This window comes from Geodermatophilus sp. SYSU D00684 (genome assembly GCF_054050455.1).
In genome coordinates this window covers 25,483-44,634 of the sequence record NZ_JBJGZI010000023.1, presented here as the reverse complement: position 1 = coordinate 44,634, position 19,152 = coordinate 25,483, and the positions used below count along the sequence as shown (strand labels likewise).

The 19,152-nt window shown below is 74.9% G+C and carries 16 protein-coding genes; 12 read left to right on the top strand and 4 right to left on the bottom strand.

Features of this window, described 5'->3' with window-relative positions:
* Positions 1–11 precede the first annotated feature (11 nt).
* The 10 genes from ftsW (at position 12) to ACI79L_RS17025 (ending at position 10,154) form a co-directional block, all read left to right on the top strand.
* The gene (gene ftsW, locus ACI79L_RS17070) at positions 12–1,493 is read left to right on the top strand and encodes a putative lipid II flippase FtsW (protein ID WP_456937916.1); all 1,482 of its coding nucleotides are present in this window, start codon (positions 12–14) and stop codon (positions 1,491–1,493) included.
* Complete coding sequence (gene murG, locus ACI79L_RS17065; RefSeq protein ID WP_456937915.1) at positions 1,490–2,590, top strand: undecaprenyldiphospho-muramoylpentapeptide beta-N-acetylglucosaminyltransferase; 1,101 nt, start codon at positions 1,490–1,492, stop codon at positions 2,588–2,590. Before ftsW ends, murG begins: the two co-directional genes overlap by 4 nt.
* Positions 2,580–4,025 (top strand): UDP-N-acetylmuramate--L-alanine ligase, encoded by a 1,446-nt coding sequence (gene murC / locus ACI79L_RS17060; protein WP_456937914.1) that lies wholly within the window; start codon positions 2,580–2,582, stop codon positions 4,023–4,025. The genes murG and murC overlap by 11 nt, the downstream gene beginning before the upstream one ends.
* The gene (locus ACI79L_RS17055; RefSeq protein WP_456937913.1) at positions 4,022–4,807 is read left to right on the top strand and encodes a cell division protein FtsQ/DivIB; all 786 of its coding nucleotides are present in this window, start codon (positions 4,022–4,024) and stop codon (positions 4,805–4,807) included. Before murC ends, ACI79L_RS17055 begins: the two co-directional genes overlap by 4 nt.
* Positions 4,808–5,171: 364 nt before the next feature.
* Complete coding sequence (gene ftsZ, locus ACI79L_RS17050) at positions 5,172–6,455, top strand: cell division protein FtsZ (protein WP_456937912.1); 1,284 nt, start codon at positions 5,172–5,174, stop codon at positions 6,453–6,455.
* Positions 6,456–6,553: 98 nt separating this feature from the next.
* Positions 6,554–7,255: a peptidoglycan editing factor PgeF gene (gene pgeF / locus ACI79L_RS17045; RefSeq protein WP_456937911.1), complete on the top strand. Its 702-nt coding sequence runs from the start codon at positions 6,554–6,556 to the stop codon at positions 7,253–7,255.
* Positions 7,256–7,345: 90 nt separating this feature from the next.
* Positions 7,346–8,095, top strand: coding sequence for a YggS family pyridoxal phosphate-dependent enzyme (locus tag ACI79L_RS17040; protein ID WP_456937910.1), 750 nt, complete (start codon positions 7,346–7,348; stop codon positions 8,093–8,095).
* Positions 8,095–9,000, top strand: a complete 906-nt coding sequence (locus tag ACI79L_RS17035) for a cell division protein SepF (RefSeq protein ID WP_456937909.1) — start codon at positions 8,095–8,097, stop codon at positions 8,998–9,000. Before ACI79L_RS17040 ends, ACI79L_RS17035 begins: the two co-directional genes overlap by 1 nt.
* A gap of 68 nt (positions 9,001–9,068) precedes the next feature.
* Positions 9,069–9,365, top strand: coding sequence for a YggT family protein (locus ACI79L_RS17030; protein WP_073422422.1), 297 nt, complete (start codon positions 9,069–9,071; stop codon positions 9,363–9,365).
* A 69-nt stretch (positions 9,366–9,434) separates the two neighbouring features.
* A complete protein-coding gene (locus tag ACI79L_RS17025) occupies positions 9,435–10,154 on the top strand; it encodes a DivIVA domain-containing protein (protein WP_456937908.1) in 720 nt (239 codons plus the stop codon).
* Between the two features lie 194 nt (positions 10,155–10,348).
* Here ACI79L_RS17025 and ACI79L_RS17020 read toward each other — a convergent pair whose 3' ends face one another.
* From ACI79L_RS17020 to ACI79L_RS17010, 3 genes are all read right to left on the bottom strand, one after another.
* The gene (locus tag ACI79L_RS17020; RefSeq protein WP_456937907.1) at positions 10,349–11,272 is read right to left on the bottom strand and encodes a carbohydrate ABC transporter permease; all 924 of its coding nucleotides are present in this window, start codon (positions 11,270–11,272) and stop codon (positions 10,349–10,351) included.
* On the bottom strand, positions 11,269–12,258 hold the full coding sequence (locus tag ACI79L_RS17015) for a carbohydrate ABC transporter permease (RefSeq protein ID WP_456937906.1): 990 nt from the start codon (positions 12,256–12,258) through the stop codon (positions 11,269–11,271). The genes ACI79L_RS17020 and ACI79L_RS17015 overlap by 4 nt, the downstream gene beginning before the upstream one ends.
* Before the next feature lie 122 nt (positions 12,259–12,380).
* Positions 12,381–13,751 carry an ABC transporter substrate-binding protein gene (locus ACI79L_RS17010; protein WP_456937905.1) on the bottom strand — a complete coding sequence of 457 codons (1,371 nt, stop codon included), beginning with the start codon at positions 13,749–13,751 and terminating at the stop codon, positions 12,381–12,383.
* Positions 13,752–14,079: 328 nt separating this feature from the next.
* Here ACI79L_RS17010 and ACI79L_RS17005 point away from each other — a divergent pair, with 328 nt between their 5' ends.
* Positions 14,080–15,201: an ABC transporter ATP-binding protein gene (locus ACI79L_RS17005; protein ID WP_456937904.1), complete on the top strand. Its 1,122-nt coding sequence runs from the start codon at positions 14,080–14,082 to the stop codon at positions 15,199–15,201.
* A 27-nt stretch (positions 15,202–15,228) separates the two neighbouring features.
* Positions 15,229–15,879 (top strand): hypothetical protein, encoded by a 651-nt coding sequence (locus tag ACI79L_RS17000; protein ID WP_456937903.1) that lies wholly within the window; start codon positions 15,229–15,231, stop codon positions 15,877–15,879.
* A gap of 20 nt (positions 15,880–15,899) precedes the next feature.
* Here ACI79L_RS17000 and ileS read toward each other — a convergent pair whose 3' ends face one another.
* Positions 15,900–19,070, bottom strand: coding sequence for an isoleucine--tRNA ligase (ileS, locus tag ACI79L_RS16995; protein WP_456937902.1), 3,171 nt, complete (start codon positions 19,068–19,070; stop codon positions 15,900–15,902).
* Between the last annotated feature and the right edge of the window lie 82 nt (positions 19,071–19,152).

The following is a 19,152-nucleotide window of genomic DNA, read 5'->3' as shown; positions in this document are numbered from 1 at the left end:
ACGATGGCGGGATGGACGGCCGGAGCGAGTCCACCCGCCCCCGCCGCACGGCCCGCCGGGTGCCCGCGGCCGCGGCGCGGCCGCGGCTGCGCGGGCCGGCCTGGCTCGACGGGCCGATGACCAGCTGCCACCTGGTGATCGGCGCGGCCGGGCTGCTGCTGGCCATCGGGCTGGTCATGGTCTTCTCCGCCTCGGCGATCGAGGCGGCGCTGGCCGACCAGCCGGCCTGGCGCCCGGGCGTGGACCAGCTGCTGTTCGCCGCGCTCGGCCTGGTCGCCCTCGGCGTGGCGGTGCGGCTGCCGGCCGGGTGGGTGCGGCGCTGGTCGCCGATCGCGCTGCTGGTCGTCGTCGTCCTGCTGGTGGCGGTGCTGATCCCGGGCATCGGCGTCATGTACAACGGCTCGCGGGCCTGGATCAGCCTCGGGTTCACCGACTTCCAGCCCTCCGAGCTGTCCAAGCTCGTCGTCTCCCTGTGGGGGGCGCACGTGCTCGCCGTCCACGGGCGGCACCTGACGGTCAAGACGCTGCTGCTCCCGCTGCTGCCGGTGTTCGCTCTGCTGTCCCTGCTCCTCATGCTCGAGCCGGACTTCGGCGCCGTGATCAGCCTGCTGCTCGTGGTCTCGGGCCTGCTCTACGCCGGCGGCCTGCCCTGGCGGCTGTGGGCGGTGGGCGGCGCGACCGTGGTCACCGCCGTGGTGCTCATGGTCATGGCCGAGCCGTACCGGATGGAGCGGATCACCGCCTTCCTCCACCCCTTCGACGACCCCACCGACACCGGCTTCCAGGCCATCCGCGGCTTCTACGCGCTGGCCAACGGCGGCCTGTGGGGCGTGGGCCTGGGCAACAGCGCCATGAAGTGGAACCTGCTGCCCGAGGCCGAGTCGGACTACATCTTCGCGATCATCGGCGAGGAGCTCGGCTTCCTCGGCTGCCTCGTCGTGATCACCCTCTACGCGGTGCTGGCCTACGCCGGCTTCCGCATCGCCCGCCGCGCCACCGACCGCTTCGTGTCGCTGGCCAGCGTGGCGATCACCGTCTGGCTGGTCGGCCAGGCGGCCCTGAACATGGGCTACGTGGTGGGCCTGCTCCCGGTCACCGGGGTCACCCTGCCGCTGGTCTCCGCCGGTGGCACCTCGCTGGTGCTCACCCTCTTCATCGTGGGACTCCTCATCCGCTTCGCAAGATCCGAGCCCGAGGCCATCGAGCACCTGCGCCGCACCCCCCGCGGTCGCCTGGCCCGCTGGCTCCTGCCCGTCCCCGCCCACGCCGTCGACCCGGTCCGGCCGCCCCGGTCCCGGCCCGAGCGCGCGCCCCGCCCTCTGCCCCGCCGCCCGGTGGAGGCCCACCCGGTGCGCCGGCCCGCCGAGGACCGCCCGGCCGAGCGCCGGGTGCCGCCCCCCGCGGCCCGCCGTCCCGACCGCGACCGGGTGCCCGCCCGGCCCGCCGACCGCGGCCCCGTGCGCCCGGCCGACCGCCCGGGGCGGTCCCGGTGAGCGCGCCGTCGGTCGTCCTCGCCGGCGGCGGCACCGGCGGCCACATCGAGCCGATGCTGGCCCTGGCCGACGCCCTGCGGCGGCGGGACCCCGCCCTGCGGGTCACCTGCCTGGGTACCGCCCGCGGCATGGAGACCCGGCTGGTGCCCGCGCGCGGCTACGACCTGCGGCTGATCCCGCCGGTCCCGCTGCCCCGCAGGCCCACGCTGGACCTGCTGCGCGTGCCCGGCCGGGTGCGCCGCTCGGTCCGCGACACCCGCGCGCTGCTCGACGAGCTCGCCGCCGACGTCGTCGTCGGGTTCGGCGGGTACGTGGCGCTGCCGGCCTACCTGGCCGCGCGGCGGGCGGGGGTGCCGGTGGTGGTGCACGAGCAGAACGCGCTGCCGGGGCTGGCCAACCGGATCGGCGCGCGGATCGCCGCCCGGGTGGCGGTGACCGTGCCCGGCACGCCGCTGCACCGCGGCGAGCACGTCGGCATGCCGCTGCGGACGGCGATCAGCGGCCTGGACCGCGCCGCCCGCCGCGCCGAGGCCCGCGCCGCCTTCGGCCTGGACGCCGACCGGCCCACGCTGCTGGTGTTCGGCGGCTCGCAGGGCGCGGCGTCGCTCAACCGGGCGGCGGTCGCCGCGGCCGACGCGCTCACCGCCGCCGGGGTGCAGGTGCTGCACGCCCGCGGCCCCAAGAACACCGACGTCGAGGTGCCGCCGCGGCCGGCCGGTGCCGCGCCCTACGTGGTGGTCGACTACCTGGAGCGGATGGACCTCGCCTACGCCGCCGCGGACCTGGCGCTGTGCCGCTCGGGCGCGGTGACCGTGGCCGAGCTGTCCGCGGTCGGGCTGCCCGCGGCGTTCGTGCCGCTGCCCATCGGCAACGGCGAGCAGCGGCGCAACGCGCTGCCGGTGGTCGAGGCCGGCGGCGGCCTCCTGGTCGACGACGCCGACCTCTCGCCCGCCTGGATCCAGGCGACCCTGCTGCCCCTGCTCACCGACCCCGCGGCACTGTCCGGGTACGCCGCGCACGCCGCCGCGGCCGGGGTGCCCGACGCCGACGAGCGGCTGGCCGACATCGTCCTGGAGGTGGCGACCGGTGACCGCTGACGCGACCGCCGCGTGGACCGCGCCGGTGCCCTCGCTGGAGCAGCTGGGCGCGGTGCACTTCATCGGCATCGGCGGCGCCGGCATGAGCGGCATCGCCCGGATCCTGCTGGCCCGCGGGGTGCCGGTCTCCGGCAGCGACCGCCGCGACACCCCGACCCTGCTGGCGCTGCGGGCGCTGGGCGCGCGGGTGGAGGTCGGGCACGACGCGGCCCACCTCGGCGACGCCGACAGCGTCGTCGTCTCCTCGGCGATCCGGGAGGACAACCCGGAGCTGGCCGCAGCGAGGGCCCGGGGGCTGCTCGTGCTGCCGCGGGCGGTGGCGCTGGCCGCGGTGATGGCCGGGCTGCGCAGCGTCGCCGTCGCCGGCACCCACGGCAAGACCTCGACCACCTCGATGCTCACCGTCGCCGTGCAGGCCTGCGGCGTCGACGCCTCCTTCGCCATCGGCGGCACGCTCAACGAGTCCGGCAGCAACGCGCACGCGGGGGAGGGCGACGTCTTCGTCGCCGAGGCCGACGAGAGCGACCGCTCGTTCCTGCTGCTGGCCCCGCACGGCGCGATCGTCACCAACGTCGAGGCCGACCACCTGGACAACTACGGCGACCTGGCCGCGGTCGAGGCGGCCTTCGACCGGTTCCTCGGCACCGTGGACCCCGCCGGGTTCGTCGTCCTGTGCGCCGACGACCCGGGCTCCGCCCGGCTGCGCGGGGTCCCGACGCCGGCCCGGGTGCGCACCTACGGCACCGCCGAGGACGCCGACCTGCGGATCGTCGACCTCGACGTCGGCCCGGACGCCACGAGCTGGACCGCGGTCCTCGACGGCGCGGTGCTCGGCCGGGTCCGGATCCGGGTGCCCGGTGAGCACATGGCCCGCAACAGCGCCGCCGCGCTGCTGGCCGGCCTCGAGCTCGGCCTGCCCGCCGACGGGCTGGTCACCGGGCTCGAGCGCTTCGGCGGGGTGCACCGCCGGTTCGAGCTCAAGGGCGTCGCCGCGGGCGTGCGGGTCTACGACGACTACGCCCACCACCCGACCGAGGTGACCGCCCAGCTGCACGCCGCCCGCGCGGTGGCGGGGGAGGGGCGGGTCGTCGTCGCGTTCCAGCCGCACCTGTACAGCCGCACCCGCGAGTTCGCGGGCGCCTTCGGCGAGGCCCTGGGCCTGGCCGACGAGGTGGTGGTGATGGACGTCTACGGCGCCCGGGAGGACCCGGTGCCCGGCATCACCGGCGCGCTGGTCGCCGACGCCGTGCCGCTGCCGCCGGACCGGGTGGCCTTCGAGCCGTCCTGGTCGGCGGCGGCCCCGGCGCTGGCCGGCCGCGCCCGCCCCGGCGACGTGGTGATCACCATGGGCGCGGGCAACGTCTCGATGCTCGGCCCCGAGGTGCTCACCGCCCTCGGCGGCGGGACCGCCGGCGCGGAGGGCGCGGCGCGGTGAGCCGCACCGGCCTGACGACCGCCGACCGGGAGCGCGGTGTCCCGGCCGAGGTCGCCCGGCCGGCCCGCCGGAGGCGGCGGCTCAGCGCGGCCGACCGCCGCCGGCGCCGGATCCTGCTGGCCGCGGTCGCCGTCGTGCTCGTCGCCGCGGCGGGGTGGGCGGTGTGGGCGAGCCCGCTGCTGGCCGTGCGGTCCGTCCGCGTCGACGGCGCCACCACGCTCACCGCCGAGCAGGTGCGCACCGCCGCCGGCGTCGCGGAGGGCACGCCGCTGCTGCGGGTCGACGTCGACGCCGCCGCCGCGCGGGTGGCCCGGCTGCCGCAGGTGGCCGACGTCACGGTGACCCGCGGCTGGCCGCGCAGCGTCGTCGTCACCGTGGTCGAGCGGCGGCCGGTCGCCGTCGTCGAGCAGGCCGGCACGCGCTCGCTGGTCGACCGCGACGGTGTGCTGTTCGACACCGTCACCGGCGAGGCGCCCGACGGCGTCGTCCCGCTCGAGGTCGCCGCGCCCGGCCCGGACGACCCGGCCACCCGGGCCGCGCTCGGCGCGCTGGTGTCGTTGCCGGTCGACGTCCGCGCGCAGGTCACCGGCGCGCGGGCCACCACCGGCGAGGACGTGACGCTCACCCTGGCCGACGGCACCACCGTCGTCTGGGGCGGCGCCGACGACGCCGCCGACAAGGCCGCGGCGTTGGTCGCGCTGCTGGCCCAGGTCGCATCCGGTGGGCTGGAGCCCGCGACGACGATCGACGTCAGCTCGCCGCGCGCCGTCGTCCTGCGCTGAGCCCGCGGGCCGCTCGCCCTCCGTGTGCGGCCGTTCGCGGACGGCAGCCGGGACGGCGCGCCGCCGACACGCCCGAGCCGCGACACGCCCGACACGCTGCGCGGATCCGATTCGTCCCGGGAGCACCGCGGTCCCGGGTCTCGACCCCGGGATGAGACCTGCGGCAGGCGGGTCGTCACCGACCGTGGTGTGCTTGTGACACCCGGGTCGCCCGGTGACGGTGAGGTGTCGACGTGGCGACACGCCGGGCCGGGGAGGGTGCTTGTAGGGCCCGACGCGGCCCACCTAACTTCGTCCGCGTCGACCCAGTTGACATAACACTAAGTCTGTACTTGAGGATGAGGGTCGAGGTCGGGAGCCCCACATGACACCTCCGCACAACTACCTCGCGGTCATCAAGGTCGTCGGCATCGGCGGCGGCGGTGTGAACGCGGTCAACCGGATGATCGAGGTCGGTCTGAAGGGGGTGGAGTTCATCGCCATCAACACCGACGCCCAGGCGCTGCTGATGAGCGACGCCGACGTCAAGCTCGACGTCGGCCGCGAGCTCACCCGCGGCCTCGGCGCCGGCGCGCAGCCCGACGTCGGCCGCCAGGCCGCCGAGGACCACCGCGAGGAGATCGAGGAGGTGCTCAAGGGCGCCGACATGGTCTTCGTGACCGCTGGCGAGGGCGGCGGCACCGGCACCGGCGGCGCGCCGGTCGTCGCCTCGATCGCCCGCAAACTCGGCGCGCTCACCATCGGCGTGGTCACGCGGCCGTTCTCCTTCGAGGGCAAGCGCCGCGCGGTCCAGGCCGAGTCGGGGATCGAGGAGCTGCGCAACGAGTGCGACACGCTCATCGTCATCCCCAACGACCGGCTGCTGCAGCTGGGCGACCGCAACGTCAGCGTGATGGACGCCTTCCGCACCGCCGACCAGGTGCTGCTCTCCGGTGTCCAGGGCATCACCGACCTGATCACCACCCCCGGCCTGATCAACCTCGACTTCGCCGACGTCAAGTCGGTCATGTCCGGCGCCGGGTCGGCGCTCATGGGCATCGGCAGCGCCCGCGGGGACAACCGCGCGCTGCTGGCCGCCGAGCAGGCCATCGCCAGCCCGCTGCTGGAGGCCTCGATGGAGGGCGCCCACGGCGTCCTGCTGTCGATCTCCGGCGGCTCGGATCTCGGCCTGTTCGAGATCAACGAGGCCGCCTCGCTGGTCTCCGACGCCGCGCACGCCGACGCCAACATCATCTTCGGTGCCGTCATCGACGACGCCCTGGGCGACGAGGTCCGCGTGACCGTCATCGCCGCGGGCTTCGACGGCGGCCGGCCCTCCACCCGCAAGGACGCCGCCGTCGCGGCCGCGCCCGCGGCGGCCCCGGCCGCCCCGCCGGCGCCCAGCCGGTTCGGCGGCAGCCCGCCGCCGGTGGCCTCGGCCGCGCCGCGCGCGACGGGGGAGCGCCTGGTCCCGCCGGCGCCCGCGGTCGCCCCGGCGCCCGTCAGCCCGGCCCCGGTCCGCCCGGCCCCGCCGGCCGGCGGCGGGATCACCGTCCCGCCGCTGCCCCCGGTGCAGAACCACACGGCGGGCGCCGCCGCGGGCCGCCGGCCGCTGGGCAACGAGGACTTCGAGGAGGAGCTCGACATCCCGGAGTTCCTCCGCCAGTGACGGAGGGACCGCGTTCTCCGGCCCCCTCGCAGGGGCCCGCCGCGAGCGTGCGAGCGGTGGGGGGCGAGGGGGTCCTTCGACCGGCCGCCCCGCCGGCGGTGCGACCCCGGCGGGTCGTCACCGACCGGCGGGGCGGTCGCTCGCGTGCGCCCTACGACTCGTTCAACCTCGGCGGCCACGTCGGCGACGACCCGGCCGACGTCGCCGCCAACCGGGAGCGGCTCGCCCGCGAGCTGGGCGTGCCCGGCGACCGGCTGGTCTGGATGGACCAGGTCCACGGCACCGGCGTCGCGGTCGTCGACGGCCCGGCCGAGCGGCCGCTTCCGGCGACTGACGCCCTGGTGACCCGCACCCCCGGCCTGGTGCTCTGCGTGCTGGTCGCCGACTGCGTGCCGGTGCTGCTGGCCGACCCGGTCGCCGGCGTGGTCGCCGCCGTCCACGCCGGCCGGGAGGGGGTCCGGCAGGGCGTCGTCCGGGCCACCCTGGCGGCCATGGCGCGGCTGGGCAGCCGCCCGGCCGACACCACAGCGCTGCTCGGCCCGGCCGTCTGCGGCGCCTGCTACGAGGTCCCGCGGGAGATGCAGGCCCAGGTGGCCCGGGTGGCGCCCGCGGCCGCCGTGCGCACGCGGAGGGGCACGCCGGGGCTCGACCTGCGCGCCGGGCTCGCCGAGCTGCTCGGCCGCGCGGGGCTGGTCCAGGTGGTGCACGACCCGCGCTGCACCGTCGAGGACCGGCGGCTCTACAGCCACCGCCGCGACGGCGTCACCGGCCGCCAGGCCGGCGTCACCTGGCTCGGATGAAGGACCCTCCTGCCCCCCCGCCCCTCGCAGGCTCGCGGCGGGCCCCTGCAGGAGGGCCGTTCCAGTCCGTCACCGGGGATGATCGTCGGCATGACCACCCCGGCCGACCGCCTGCGCGCCGTCCGCGAGCGCATCGCCGCCGCGGCCCGCGCCGCCGGGCGCGACCCCGCCTCGGTGGCGCTGGTGGCGGTGAGCAAGACGCGGACGGCCGACGACGTCCGCGAGCTCGCCGCGCTCGGCCAGGCGGCGTTCGGCGAGAACCGCGCCCAGGAGCTCACCGCCAAGGTGGCCGAGCTCGCCGACCTGCCGCTGGAGTGGCACTTCATCGGGCAGCTGCAGCGCAACAAGGCCGCCGCGGTCGCCCGCACCGGCGCCGTCGTCCACTCCGTCGACCGGCTCCCGCTGGCCCGGACGCTGGCCCGGGCGGGGGAGGAGGCCGGCCGCCCGGTCGAGGTCTTCGTGCAGGTCGACCTCGGCGGCGCCGAGGGGGAGATCACCGAGCGCGGCGGCGCCGCCCCGGACGACGTCCCGGCCCTCGCCGACGCCGTCGCCGACCTGCCCGGGCTGCGGCTGCGCGGCCTCATGGCCGTCGCCCCGCGCGACGAGGAACCCGGCCCCGCCTTCGCGCGGCTGGCCGCGGTCGTCGACCGCGTGCGGGCCGACCACCCCGGCGCCGCGGAACTGTCGGCCGGCATGAGCGGCGACCTCGAGGAGGCGATCGCGGCCGGCGCCACGCTGGTGCGTGTCGGAACCGCGCTCTTCGGTCCCCGGCCCCTACCCTCGCCCGCAGTCACACCAGTCACAGGGGTCCCACCCGGGACGCCGGAGGAGGTCGTCTGATGGCCGGCGCCATGCGGAGGATGGGCATGTACCTCGGGCTCGTTGAGGACGACGACGCCCGCGCCTACGGGCGCTACGACGCCCGCCAGTCCGACCACCACGACCGGTACGACGAGGGCCGCTACGACGACGGCCGCTACGACGACGGCCGGTACGACGAGGGTCGCTACGACGACGCCCGCTACGACTCCGGGCGCCTGGAGGCCCCGCGGCCGGACGCCGGCCGGTACGACTCGGGCCGCTACGACGAGCGCCGCTACGACCGGTTCGACGACTCCTACGCCGGCGACCGCGCCGACGAGGGCCGCCGTCCCGCCGGTGACCGCCTCGACGGCGACCGCTTCGACGACCGCTTCGGCGACCGCCGCCCCGGTGACCGCGCCGACGAGGACCGCCCCGGCCCCCGCGTCGCCGCGGCGGCCGCGCCCGAGCCCGCCCCCCTCCGCCGCGCGGGCGCGACCCGCCTCGGCCTGGCCCAGCAGCCGCCGTCGGCCCCCGCCGCCGCCCCGGCCGCGGCGTCGGGCCCGTCCCGCCTGGGCTCGGTGAGTGGCGGCACCGGTGGCGCGGCCGCGGGCCTGGCCGCCCGCGAGCCGGTCGCCGCGCCGGAGCCGGCTCCGGTGGCGCAGCCCTACCGGATCACCGCGCTGCACCCCAAGACCTACAACGAGGCCCGCGCCATCGGCGAGGCGTTCCGCGAGGGCAGCCCGGTCATCATGAACCTGACCGAGCTCGACCACGCCGACGCGCGGCGACTGGTGGACTTCGCCGCGGGCCTCGTGTTCGGTCTGCGCGGTAGCATCGAGCCCGTCACGGCCAAGGTGTTCCTGCTCAGCCCGCGGGACGTCGACGTGACGGCCGAGGACAAGGCCAAGATCCGCGAGGGTGGGTCCTTCCCCGAGTCCTGAGCCGTCGGCCGGGGCGCTGGAGGGAAGGCAGAGACGGCACCGCAGGTGCCCCGGGACGAGCGAGGACAGTGGCTCTCTTCTGGCAGATCGTGTCGTCGATCCTGCTCGTCTTCCTGATCCTGCTGTTCGCGCGTTTCGTCGTGGACTGGGTGATGGTGCTGGCGCGCAGCTGGCGCCCGTCCGGCTTCGTCGCCGCGGGCCTGGAGGTCGTGTACGCGACCACCGACCCGCCGCTCAAGGCGATCCGGAAGGTGATCCCGCCCCTGAACCTGGGGTCCATCCGCCTGGACCTCGCGTTCATGGTGTTATTGATCGCCGTCTACATCCTGCGGAGCATCACGTCCGGTCTCGCCCTCACCGCGTGACCGACGTGCGCGCGCCCCGCGCGTGATCCGACAGAACCCGTACCCGCCGTCCGACCCGAGGTGAGCCCCTTGCCACTCACGCCAGCCGACGTGCACAACGTCGTCTTCAAGAAGCCGCCGATCGGTAAGCGTGGCTACGACGAGGACGAGGTCGACGCGTTCCTCGACGTGGTGGAGGCCGAGCTCGCCCGCCTCATCGAGGAGAACAACGAGCTGCGCGCCGGCTCGGGCACCGGCCGGGTCGCCGCCCAGCCGGTCGCCCCGGAGCCGGCCCCGGCTCCCGCACCGGTCCCGCCGCCGGCGGCGGCGCGCGAGGACGACACCACCCGCGCGTCCCGGATGCTGGCGCTGGCGTCGGAGACCGCCGACCGCTACGTCAACGAGGCCAAGGCCCAGGCCGACCAGATGGTCGCCGGCGCTAAGACCCAGAGCGACCGGCTGGTCGCCGAGGCCCGCGCCAAGAGCGAGCAGATGGTCAACGAGGCGCGCCAGCGCGCCGAGTCGATGGTCAACGACGCCCGCACCCGCGCCGACACGATGGAGCGCGAGGCGCGCGCCAAGGCCGCCGCCCTCGACCAGGACGCCGAGCGCCGGCACCGCGAGGTCATGGGCCCCCTCGAGGAGAAGCGGCAGAACCTCGAGCGCAAGATCGAGGAGTTGCGGACCTTCGAGCGCGAGTACCGCACCCGCTTCCGCTCCTACCTCGAGTCGCACCTGCGCGACCTCGACGCCCGCGGCTCCGCCGAGCCGTCGTCGGCCAGCCGGCAGACGCAGCACGCGACCGCCTGACGCCTCCCCGCACAGGGCCCCCGGACCACCGGTCCGGGGGCCCTGTCGCGTTCCGGGGCCGGTCCGCGGACGGCGCCGTGCCGGCCCCGCGCGGGCGACGGCGCCGGAGACGGCGCCGGAGACGCGGAGGGCCCCGGACGTCCCGTCCGGGGCCCTCCGCCTGCCCGCACCCTCCGACGGCGCAGGGACCTCCGTCAGCCCTTGACGCTCCCGGCCAGCAGGCCCCGCACGAAGTAGCGCTGGAGGCCCAGGAACACCGCCAGCGGCAGCACGATGGAGACGAACGCCCCCGCCGCGAGCAGGTACCAGTCCGAGCCGCGTGTGCCGGCGAGTTCGGCGACCCGCACGGTCAGCGGCACGACGTCGGGCGCGCCGCCGGCGAAGGTCAACGCGACGAGCAGGTCGTTCCACACCCAGAGGAACTGGAAGACGGCGAACGCCGCGATGGCCGGCGTCAGCAGCGGCAGCAGCACCTGGAAGAAGATCTTCACGTGGCCGGCGCCGTCCATCCGGGCGGCCTCCACCAGCGAGGCGGGGATCTCCTTCATGAAGTTGTGCAGCAAGAAGACCGCCAGCGGCAGCGCGAAGATCGAGTGCGACAGCCAGATGGTCCAGAAGGAACCGGCCAGCCCGGTGTCCACGTAGAGGCTCAGCAGCGGGATCAGCGTCACCTGGATCGGCACGACCTGCAGGGCGAACACGGCGACGAACAGGATGTTGCGTCCCCGGAACGGGATCCACGCGAACGCGTAGGCCGCCAGCAGCGCCAGCGAGATCGGGATGACGACCGCCGGCAGCGTGATCACCAGCGAGTTGACGAACAGCGAGGCGAAGTTCGTCCCTCCGCCGTAGAGGACCTCGTTGTAGTTGTCGACGGTGAACGACGGGTCGGTGAACACCGTCCACCAGCCGGAGCGGCGGATGTCGAGCTCCGGCCGGAAGGAGGTGATGAGGAGACCGAGGGTCGGCACCGTCCACAGCACCGCGATGACCAGCGCGATGACCGACGCCGCGGGGGAGCTGAGCTTCGTCCGGGCGGCGCCCGCGCGGCGTTCCGCCCGGGTGAGCCGGCGCTCGTCGGCGGGGACGGGCGCCATGACCGGGGTGGTCGTGGTCATCGAATCTCCTCGGCGAGACGCAGCTGTCGGACGTTGTAGGCGATGATCGGGACGACCAGCACGAACAGCAGGACGGCGAGGGCCGCGCCGAGACCGACGTTGAACTGGCGGAAGGCCTGTGTGTAGAACTCGTTGGCCACGACGCTCGTGCCGAACTGGCCACCAGTCATCGTCCGCACCACGTCGAAGACCTTGAGCGTCACGATCGCCACCGTCGTCAGCACGACGACCAGGGCGGGCCGGATGCTGGGCACGGTGACGTAGCGGAACATCTGGAAGCCGCCGACGCCGTCGAGGCGGGCGGCCTCGACGATGTCATCGGGGATGGCCTTGATGGCCGCCGACAGCACCGTCATGGCGAAGCCGGCCTGGATCCAGATCATCACGACGATCAGGTAGAAGGTGTTCGACGGCGCGTCGAGCAGGAACTGCCGCGGCTCCATGCCGAGCATGACCAGCAGCTGGTTGAGCAGGCCGATCTGGTTCACGCCGGGCTGGTCGGGGCGGTACTCGTAGACGAACTTCCAGATGACCCCGGCGCCCACCATCGAGATCGCCATCGGGAGGAACACCAGCGCCTTGGCCAGGCTCTCGAACCGCGTGCGGTCGACCAGGTAGGCGTAGACCAGGCCGAGGCCGGTGGTCACCAGCGGGACGAGGACCACCCACAGGAGGGTGTTCAGCAGGACGGTCTGGAAGTTGTCCTCGGTGAAGACCGTGACGTAGTTGTCCAGGCCGACGAACTCCGAGCCGTCCCGGCTGTAGAACGACCCGCGGATGGTGTCGAGGGCGGGGTACACCAGGCCCACCGCGAGCAGCAGGAGTGTCGGGCCGACGAAGCCGGCCGCGACGACCCAGTTCGGCACCCGCCGGGGCCGGTCGACGGCGAACAGGATCGCTGCCATCACGGCGGCGAACAGGAGGATGGCGACCACCATCAGGGCGAGCTTGTGCCCCGTGGTGCTCGCGTCGAGGAACCACTGCACGGCTGACGGCCTCTCTCCGGCAACGGAAGGCCGGGGGGACCGCGGCCACGGCTGCGGTCCCCCCGGTCTCCAGGGATGGGTACGGCGGTCCCGTCAGCCGGCGGCTGACGGGACTCCGGTGATCAGGCCGTCGGCCAGGCGTTCTCGACGTCGCTGAGGACCTGCTGGGTCGGCTTGTCGGTCGCGACCCAGTTGGTCAGCTCGGTCCACAGCGCACCGGCACCGATCTCACCGGGCATCAGGTCCGACCCGTCGAAGCGGAAGACGGCGTCCGGGTTCTGGAACTGCTCGGCGGCCAGCTGGTCGATCGGGGAGACCAGGTTCTCGACGTCGAGGCCGGTGTTGGCGCTGACCCAGCCGGGGCCGGAGACCTGGGCCTTGACGTTGGCCCAGTCCGCCGAGGACAGGTAGGTCTGGAACGCCTGGGTCGCCGGGTCGTCGTTGAACGCCGCGGTGAACTCGCCACCGCCGAGCACGGGGGCCGCACCCTCGCCCTCGATGGGCGGCAGCGGGAAGGCGAAGACGTCGCCGTCCTCGGCGACCTCGGTGCCCTCGGGCCAGTTGGCCTGGTAGAAGGACGCCTGGCGGTGCATCCAGCAGCTGCCGTCGAGGATGGGCAGGCCCGCGTCGCCGAACTCGGTGGAGGCGATGGACTGCACCTCGCCGAGGCCGCCGTTGACGTAGGCAGGGTTCTTCAGGATGCCGCCGACGGTGTCCAGCGCCTCGACGATCTGCGGGTCGTCGAACGGGATCTCGTGGGCGACCCACTGGTCGTAGACGTCGGGACCCGCGGTGCGCAGGACGACGTCCTCCAGCCAGTCGGTGGCCGGCCAGCCGGTGGCGTCCCCGGAGCCGATGCCGGCGCACCAGGGCTTGGCGCCGGAGGCGGCGATCTCGTCGGAGAGCGCGACCATCTCGTCCCAGGTCGTCGGGACCTCGTAGCCGGCGTCCTGGAACGCCGACGGCGAGTACCAGACGAAGGACTTGGCGTTGGCGCCCAGCGGAGCCGCGTAGAAGGTGCCGTCGACGGTGCCGTAGGCCTTCCAGCTCTCGTCCCAGTACTCGTCGACGTTCGCCTCGACCTGCTCGGGGGCCGGGGCGACCGCGCCGGTGCCGACGAGCGTCGCCAGCAGCCCCGGCTGGGGGATGAAGGCGATGTCGGGGGCGTTGCCGCTCTGGACGCGGACGACGAGCTGCGCCTCGAACTCGCGCGAGCCCTCGTACTGCACGTCGATCCCCGTGCACTCCTCGAACGGCACGTAGGAGTCGATGTGGGGCTGGTCCTCGGGGTCGACGATCGAGGTGTAGACGCTCACCGTCTCGCCCTCGAGGTCGCCGAACTCCTCGTACGGAGCGCAGTCGATCGTCAGGTCGGAGGCCGCCGCGGTCCCGCCGCCGCCCCCGCTGGTCTCGCTGGCGCCGCAGCCGGCGAGCACCAGTGCCACGCCCAGGCCGCCGGCCAGCGCACCCTTGCGCCGGCCTGTCGCGCGCATCGTCATGTACGTCCCTTCAGGGTCCCCGCGGTCGTCGACCGCGGCGTGTGGTCACGTGCGAACGGGCCGGTCAGCTGCCGGCCCGTCTGGTACGCCGGGGGACCATAACGTCGCGGCCGACGCCGTCCGGTCACGTTGCCGAAACCGTTATGCAACACCTGCCCTGTCCGAGGGAGGAGACCGCGCGCACCGTCCGCGCAGGTCACGGGCCGGTCACGGTCGGCGGCCCGGACGGGTGCCCCCCGGGCGGGGCGCTGGTCCCCGGGAACCCTGCGTGTCACAGTGGGCGCGCTCTGCACCGGCGCAGAAGGGATGCTGAACGAACGCCATGGCCGCCATCACCTACGACCGGGCCACGCTCGTGTACCCGGGGGCGACCCGCCCGTCGGTCGACGCGCTCGACCTGTCCATCGCCGACGGCGAGTTCCTCGTCCTGGTCGGCCCGTCGGGTTGCGGCAAGTCCACGTCCCTACGGATGCTGGCCGGCCTCGAGAACGTCACCGACGGGGCGATCCGCATCGGCGACCGGGACGTCACGCACCTCCCGCCCAAGGAGCGGGACATCGCGATGGTCTTCCAGAACTACGCGCTGTACCCGCACATGACGGTGGCCGACAACATGGCCTTCGCGCTCAAGATCGCCGGCATGTCCAAGGAGGACCGGCTGGCCCGGGTCCGCGAGGCAGCCCGGTTGCTCGACCTGGAGCAGTACCTCGACCGCAAGCCCAAGGCGCTCTCGGGCGGCCAGCGGCAGCGGGTGGCCATGGGCCGGGCGATCGTCCGCAACCCGCAGGTCTTCCTCATGGACGAGCCGCTGTCCAACCTCGACGCCAAGCTCCGCGTGCAGACCCGCACCGAGATCGCTGCCCTGCAGCGCCGGCTCGGGACGACGACGGTCTACGTCACCCACGACCAGGTCGAGGCCATGACCATGGGCGACCGGGTCGCGGTCCTCAAGGAGGGCGTCCTCCAGCAGGTGGACACCCCGCGTGCCCTCTACGACCGGCCGGTCAACGAGTTCGTCGCCGGCTTCATCGGCTCCCCGGCCATGAACCTCGTTCCCGTGCCGCTGCGCGAGGGCGGCGCCGTCCTCGGCGGCCACCCGGTGCCGCTCTCCCGCTCGGTGCTCGACGTCCTCGCGCAGGACGGCACGGGGACCGCCACGCTCGGCTTCCGGCCCGAGGCCGTCCAGTTCGTCGGGGCCGGGGAGGGGTTCCCGGTCGAGGTCCAGGTGGTGGAGGAGCTCGGCTCGGACGCCTTCGCCTACGGACGACTCCAGACCGGCAGCGGGGTCGGAGGCGCGGAGACGACCGAGCGGCCCCTGGTGTTGCGGGCCGACGCGCGCCGGCCCCCGGCGAAGGGCGAGGTCGTGCACGTGACCATCCGCCCGGGCGAGGCGCACGTCTTCTCCGCCCTGACCGGACGACGGATCGGCCATGCCGGGGACTGACCGGCGCCCGGCGCCGGAGGGTCGCCGGTGATCGTCGCCGCGGCGCTGCTGGTCCTCGCGGGCCTCGGGCTGTTCGTCGCCGGCGTGCTGACCGCCGTCACCGCCTGGTACTGGGCCTGCGTGGGCGCCTGCGCCCTCGCCGCGGTCCTGCTGGTGGTCGCCCGGCTGCGCGCTCCCGCCGGCACCCGCGTCCCGGCCGCCGACCGCACCCCGGACCGCACGGACGCCCCGGCCCGCAGGGGGCTCGCCCGCGCTCCCGAGGATTCCGTGGACCGGCCCGCGGAGGCGCCGGGGACCGGGGAGGCGCCCGCCGCGCCGGCCGAGCGCCCTGCCGGGGCCCCGCCCGCCACGCCGCCGGCGGAGGCGCCTGCGGGGACCGCGGCGCAGCCCGCCCGGCCCGCCGCCACGGGCGTGCCCCTGAACGGCGGCGACACCCCCGAGGAGGACGTCGAGGTCACCGACCTGCTCGTGGTCGTGGACCTGACCGACGAGGTGCTCGTCGTCGACGAGCACCCGCGCTACCACCTGGCCGACTGCCCCTGGCTGGCCGGCCGGGAGACGATCCCGCTGCCGGTCAACGAGGCGCGCACCGACGGGTTCACCCCGTGCGCGGTCTGCGGGCCGGACGCCCACCTGGCCGCCGTCGAGCGCGCCCGGAAGGCCGCCCGCCGCGGGTGACCGCGGCGGGCGGCCGGGACTCAGGCCCGGGCGAGCCAGAAGCGGGAGCCGCTCGGCCCCTCGACGCCGGGACCCTCACCCGCGGTGCCCGCGTGGACGGCGGTCGCCAGCACCTCGCCGGCCAGCTGCTCGCCGGACCCGGTGAGCGCCTCGGCCATCGCGCCGTCCGCGGTCCACCACAGCTCGATCCGGTCGCTGACCGCCAGGCCCGCGTTCTTGCGGGCCTCCTGCACCAGCCGCACCGCCTCGCGGACCAGCCCGGCCCGCTCCAGCTCCGGGGTGAGCGTGAGGTCCAGCGCCACGGTCAGCCCGGCGGCGCTGGCCACCGTCCAGCCCTCGCGCGGGGTCTCGGTCACGACCAGGTCGCCCTCCTGCAGGGCCACCGCCTCGCCGTCGACGTCGACCGACGCCGTCCCGGCCCGGTAGGCCACGACCAGGGCGGCCGCGTCGGCCGCGGCGACGGCCCTGGCCACCGCCTGCACCTGCTTGCCCAGCCGCCGCCCGACGGCGCGGAAGTCGACCTTGACGCTGACGTCGACCAGGTCGCCGCCCACCGCCCCCAGCTCGTCGAGCGCGGCGACGTTGAGCTCGTCGGCGACCTCGGCCACCAGGTCGCGGCCCATCGCGGACCAGCCCGGCGCGGCGACCAGCGCCCGCGCCAGCGGCTGGCGGGTGCGCACCTTCGCCGAGGTCCGCGCCGCCCGGCCCAGCTCCACCAGCCGGCGCACCAGGTCCACCTGCGCCACCAGCTGCGGGTCGCGGGCGTCCTCGTCGACGGCCGGCCAGGACGCCAGGTGCACCGAGTGGGGCGCGTCGGCGCCATCGCCGGTGACCAGGCCCGGCCGCACGACCCGGGTCCACACCTCCTCGGTGACGAACGGCGTGAACGGCGCCATCAGCCGGGTCAGCCCGTCGAGCACCTCGTGCAGCGTGCCCAGGGCCGAGGGGTCGCCGTCCCAGAACCGGCGCCGCGAGCGGCGGACGTACCAGTTGGACAGGTCGTCGACGAACTGCGCGAGCAGCCGCCCGGCGCCCTGGGTGTCGAACGCCTCCAGCGCGTCGGTGACGCCCTCGGTGACCGCGGCCAGCTGCGCGAGCGCCCAGCGGTCCAGCAGCGGCCGCTGCGCCCGCGGCGGCGCGGGGGAGGCGGCCGGGTCCCAGCCGTTGGTCTCGGCGTACAGGGTGAGGAAGCTGGCGGTGTTCCAGTAGGTCAGCAGGACCTTGCGGACCACCTCGGACAGCGTCTCGTGCCCGACCCGCCGCGCCGACCACGGCGAGCCGCCGGCCAGCATGAACCAGCGGACGGCGTCGGCGCCGTGCCGGTCCATGAGCGGGATCGGCTCGAGGATGTTGCCCAGGTGCTTGCTCATCTTGCGGCCGTCCTCGGCGAGGATGTGGCCCAGGCACAGCACGTTCTCGTAGGAGCTCTTCCCGAACACCAGCGTGCCGACGGCCATGAGCGAGTAGAACCAGCCGCGGGTCTGGTCGATGGCCTCGGCGATGAACTGCGCCGGGTAGGCCGCCTCGAACTGCTCCCTGTTCCGGTGCGGCGCGCCCCACTGCGCGAAGGGCATCGAGCCGGAGTCGTACCAGGCGTCGATGACCTGCGGCACGCGCCGGTAGGTGCCCTCCTCGCCGGGGCGCGTGAAGGTCACCTCGTCGATGAAGGGACGGTGCGGGTCCAGGTCGGACAGGTCGCGACCGGCCAGCTCCGACAGCTCCGCCAGCGACCCGACGACGACCATCCGGGACGGGTCGGCGTCGTTGCGCCAGATCGGCAGCGGGGTGCCCCAGTACCGGTCGCGGGACAGCGCCCAGTCGACGTTGTTGTTCAGCCAGTCGCCGTAGCGGCCCCACTGGATGGTCTCCGGGTGCCAGTGGGTCTTCTCGTTCTCGGCGAGCAGCTGGTCCTTGACCGCGCTGGTCCGGATGTACCAGGACGGCTGCGCGTAGTACATGAGCGGGGTGTGGCAGCGCCAGCAGTGCGGGTAGCTGTGCTCGTAGCGCTGCTCGCGCCACAGCACCCCGCGCTGCTGCAGGTCGACGACGAGGGCGTCGTCGGCGGCCTTGAAGAAGCGCCCGCCGACCAGCGGCACCTCGGGCAGGAAGTGGCCTGAGGCGTCGATCGGGTTGACCACCGGCAGGCCGTAGGCGCGGCAGACGGCGAGGTCGTCGGCGCCGAACGCGGGGGACTGGTGGACCAGGCCGGTGCCGTCGTCGGTGGTGACGTAGTCGGCCAGGACGACGTAGTGCGCGTCCTGCGGCTGACCGTCGGGGCCCTCGGGGAACGCGACCAGCTCGAACGGGCGCCGGTAGTGGGTGCGCTCCCAGTCGCGGCCGGTGGTGCGGGCCAGCACCTCGACGTCGTCGGTGTCGCCGAACACGGCACCCAGCAGCGGCTCGGCGACGACGAGGGTGTCCTCGCCGCGCCGGGCGACGACGTAGGTGACGTCGGGGTGGACCGCGACGGCGGTGTTGCTCGGCAGCGTCCACGGCGTCGTCGTCCAGACCAGCAGGTCGGCCTCCCCGGCCCACTCGCCGTCGGTGACCGGCAGCCGGACGTACACCGAGGGGTCGGTGATCGACTCGTAGCCCTGGGCGACCTCGTGGTCGGACAGGCCGGTGCCGCAGCGCGGGCAGTACGGGGCGACGCGGTGGTCCTCGACCAGCAGGCCCTTGTCGAAGACCTGCTTGAGCGACCACCAGACGCTCTCGATGTAGGAGGGGTCCATCGTCCAGTAGGCGGTGGACATGTCGACCCAGTAGCCCATGCGGCGGGTGAGCTGGGAGAAGTCGCCGACGTGCCGCTCGACCGACTCCCGGCAGCGGGCGTTGAACTCGGCGATGCCGTAGCGCTCGATGTCGGGCTTGCCGGCGAAGCCGAGCTCCTGCTCGACGGCGATCTCCACCGGCAGGCCGTGGCAGTCCCAGCCGGCGCGGCGGGGCACGTGCCAGCCCTGCATCGTCTTGAAGCGGGGGAAGACGTCCTTGAACGCGCGGGCCTCGATGTGGTGGGTGCCCGGGCGGCCGTTGGCGGTGGGCGGGCCCTCGTAGAAGACCCACTGCGGGCGGCCCTGCGAGGCCTCCAGCGACCGGCCGAAGACGTCGGCGTCCTCCCAGCGGCGCAGCACGTCCTGCTCGAGCGCGGGCAGGTCGACCTGGGGCGGCAGCGCACGGAACGGAGAGCTCACGGATCGATCCTCCCACCCGGCCCTTCCCTCGTCCCCGAGCCGTCGAGCCCGTCCGCGTGCAGGCGCGGCGGGCCCGACGCGG

Excerpts from the sequence above, each read along its gene's own strand:
- ACI79L_RS17005 (WP_456937904.1), top strand. The coding sequence starts at position 14,080 with ATGGCCGCCATCACCTACGACCGGGCCACGCTCGTGTACCCGGGGGCG.
- ACI79L_RS17020 (WP_456937907.1), bottom strand. The coding sequence starts at position 11,272 with ATGACCACGACCACCCCGGTCATGGCGCCCGTCCCCGCCGACGAGCGC.
- ftsW (WP_456937916.1), top strand. The coding sequence starts at position 12 with ATGGACGGCCGGAGCGAGTCCACCCGCCCCCGCCGCACGGCCCGCCGG.
- ftsZ (WP_456937912.1), top strand. The coding sequence starts at position 5,172 with ATGACACCTCCGCACAACTACCTCGCGGTCATCAAGGTCGTCGGCATC.
- ACI79L_RS17040 (WP_456937910.1), top strand. The coding sequence starts at position 7,346 with ATGACCACCCCGGCCGACCGCCTGCGCGCCGTCCGCGAGCGCATCGCC.
- ACI79L_RS17035 (WP_456937909.1), top strand. The coding sequence starts at position 8,095 with ATGGCCGGCGCCATGCGGAGGATGGGCATGTACCTCGGGCTCGTTGAG.
- ACI79L_RS17010 (WP_456937905.1), bottom strand. The coding sequence starts at position 13,751 with ATGCGCGCGACAGGCCGGCGCAAGGGTGCGCTGGCCGGCGGCCTGGGC.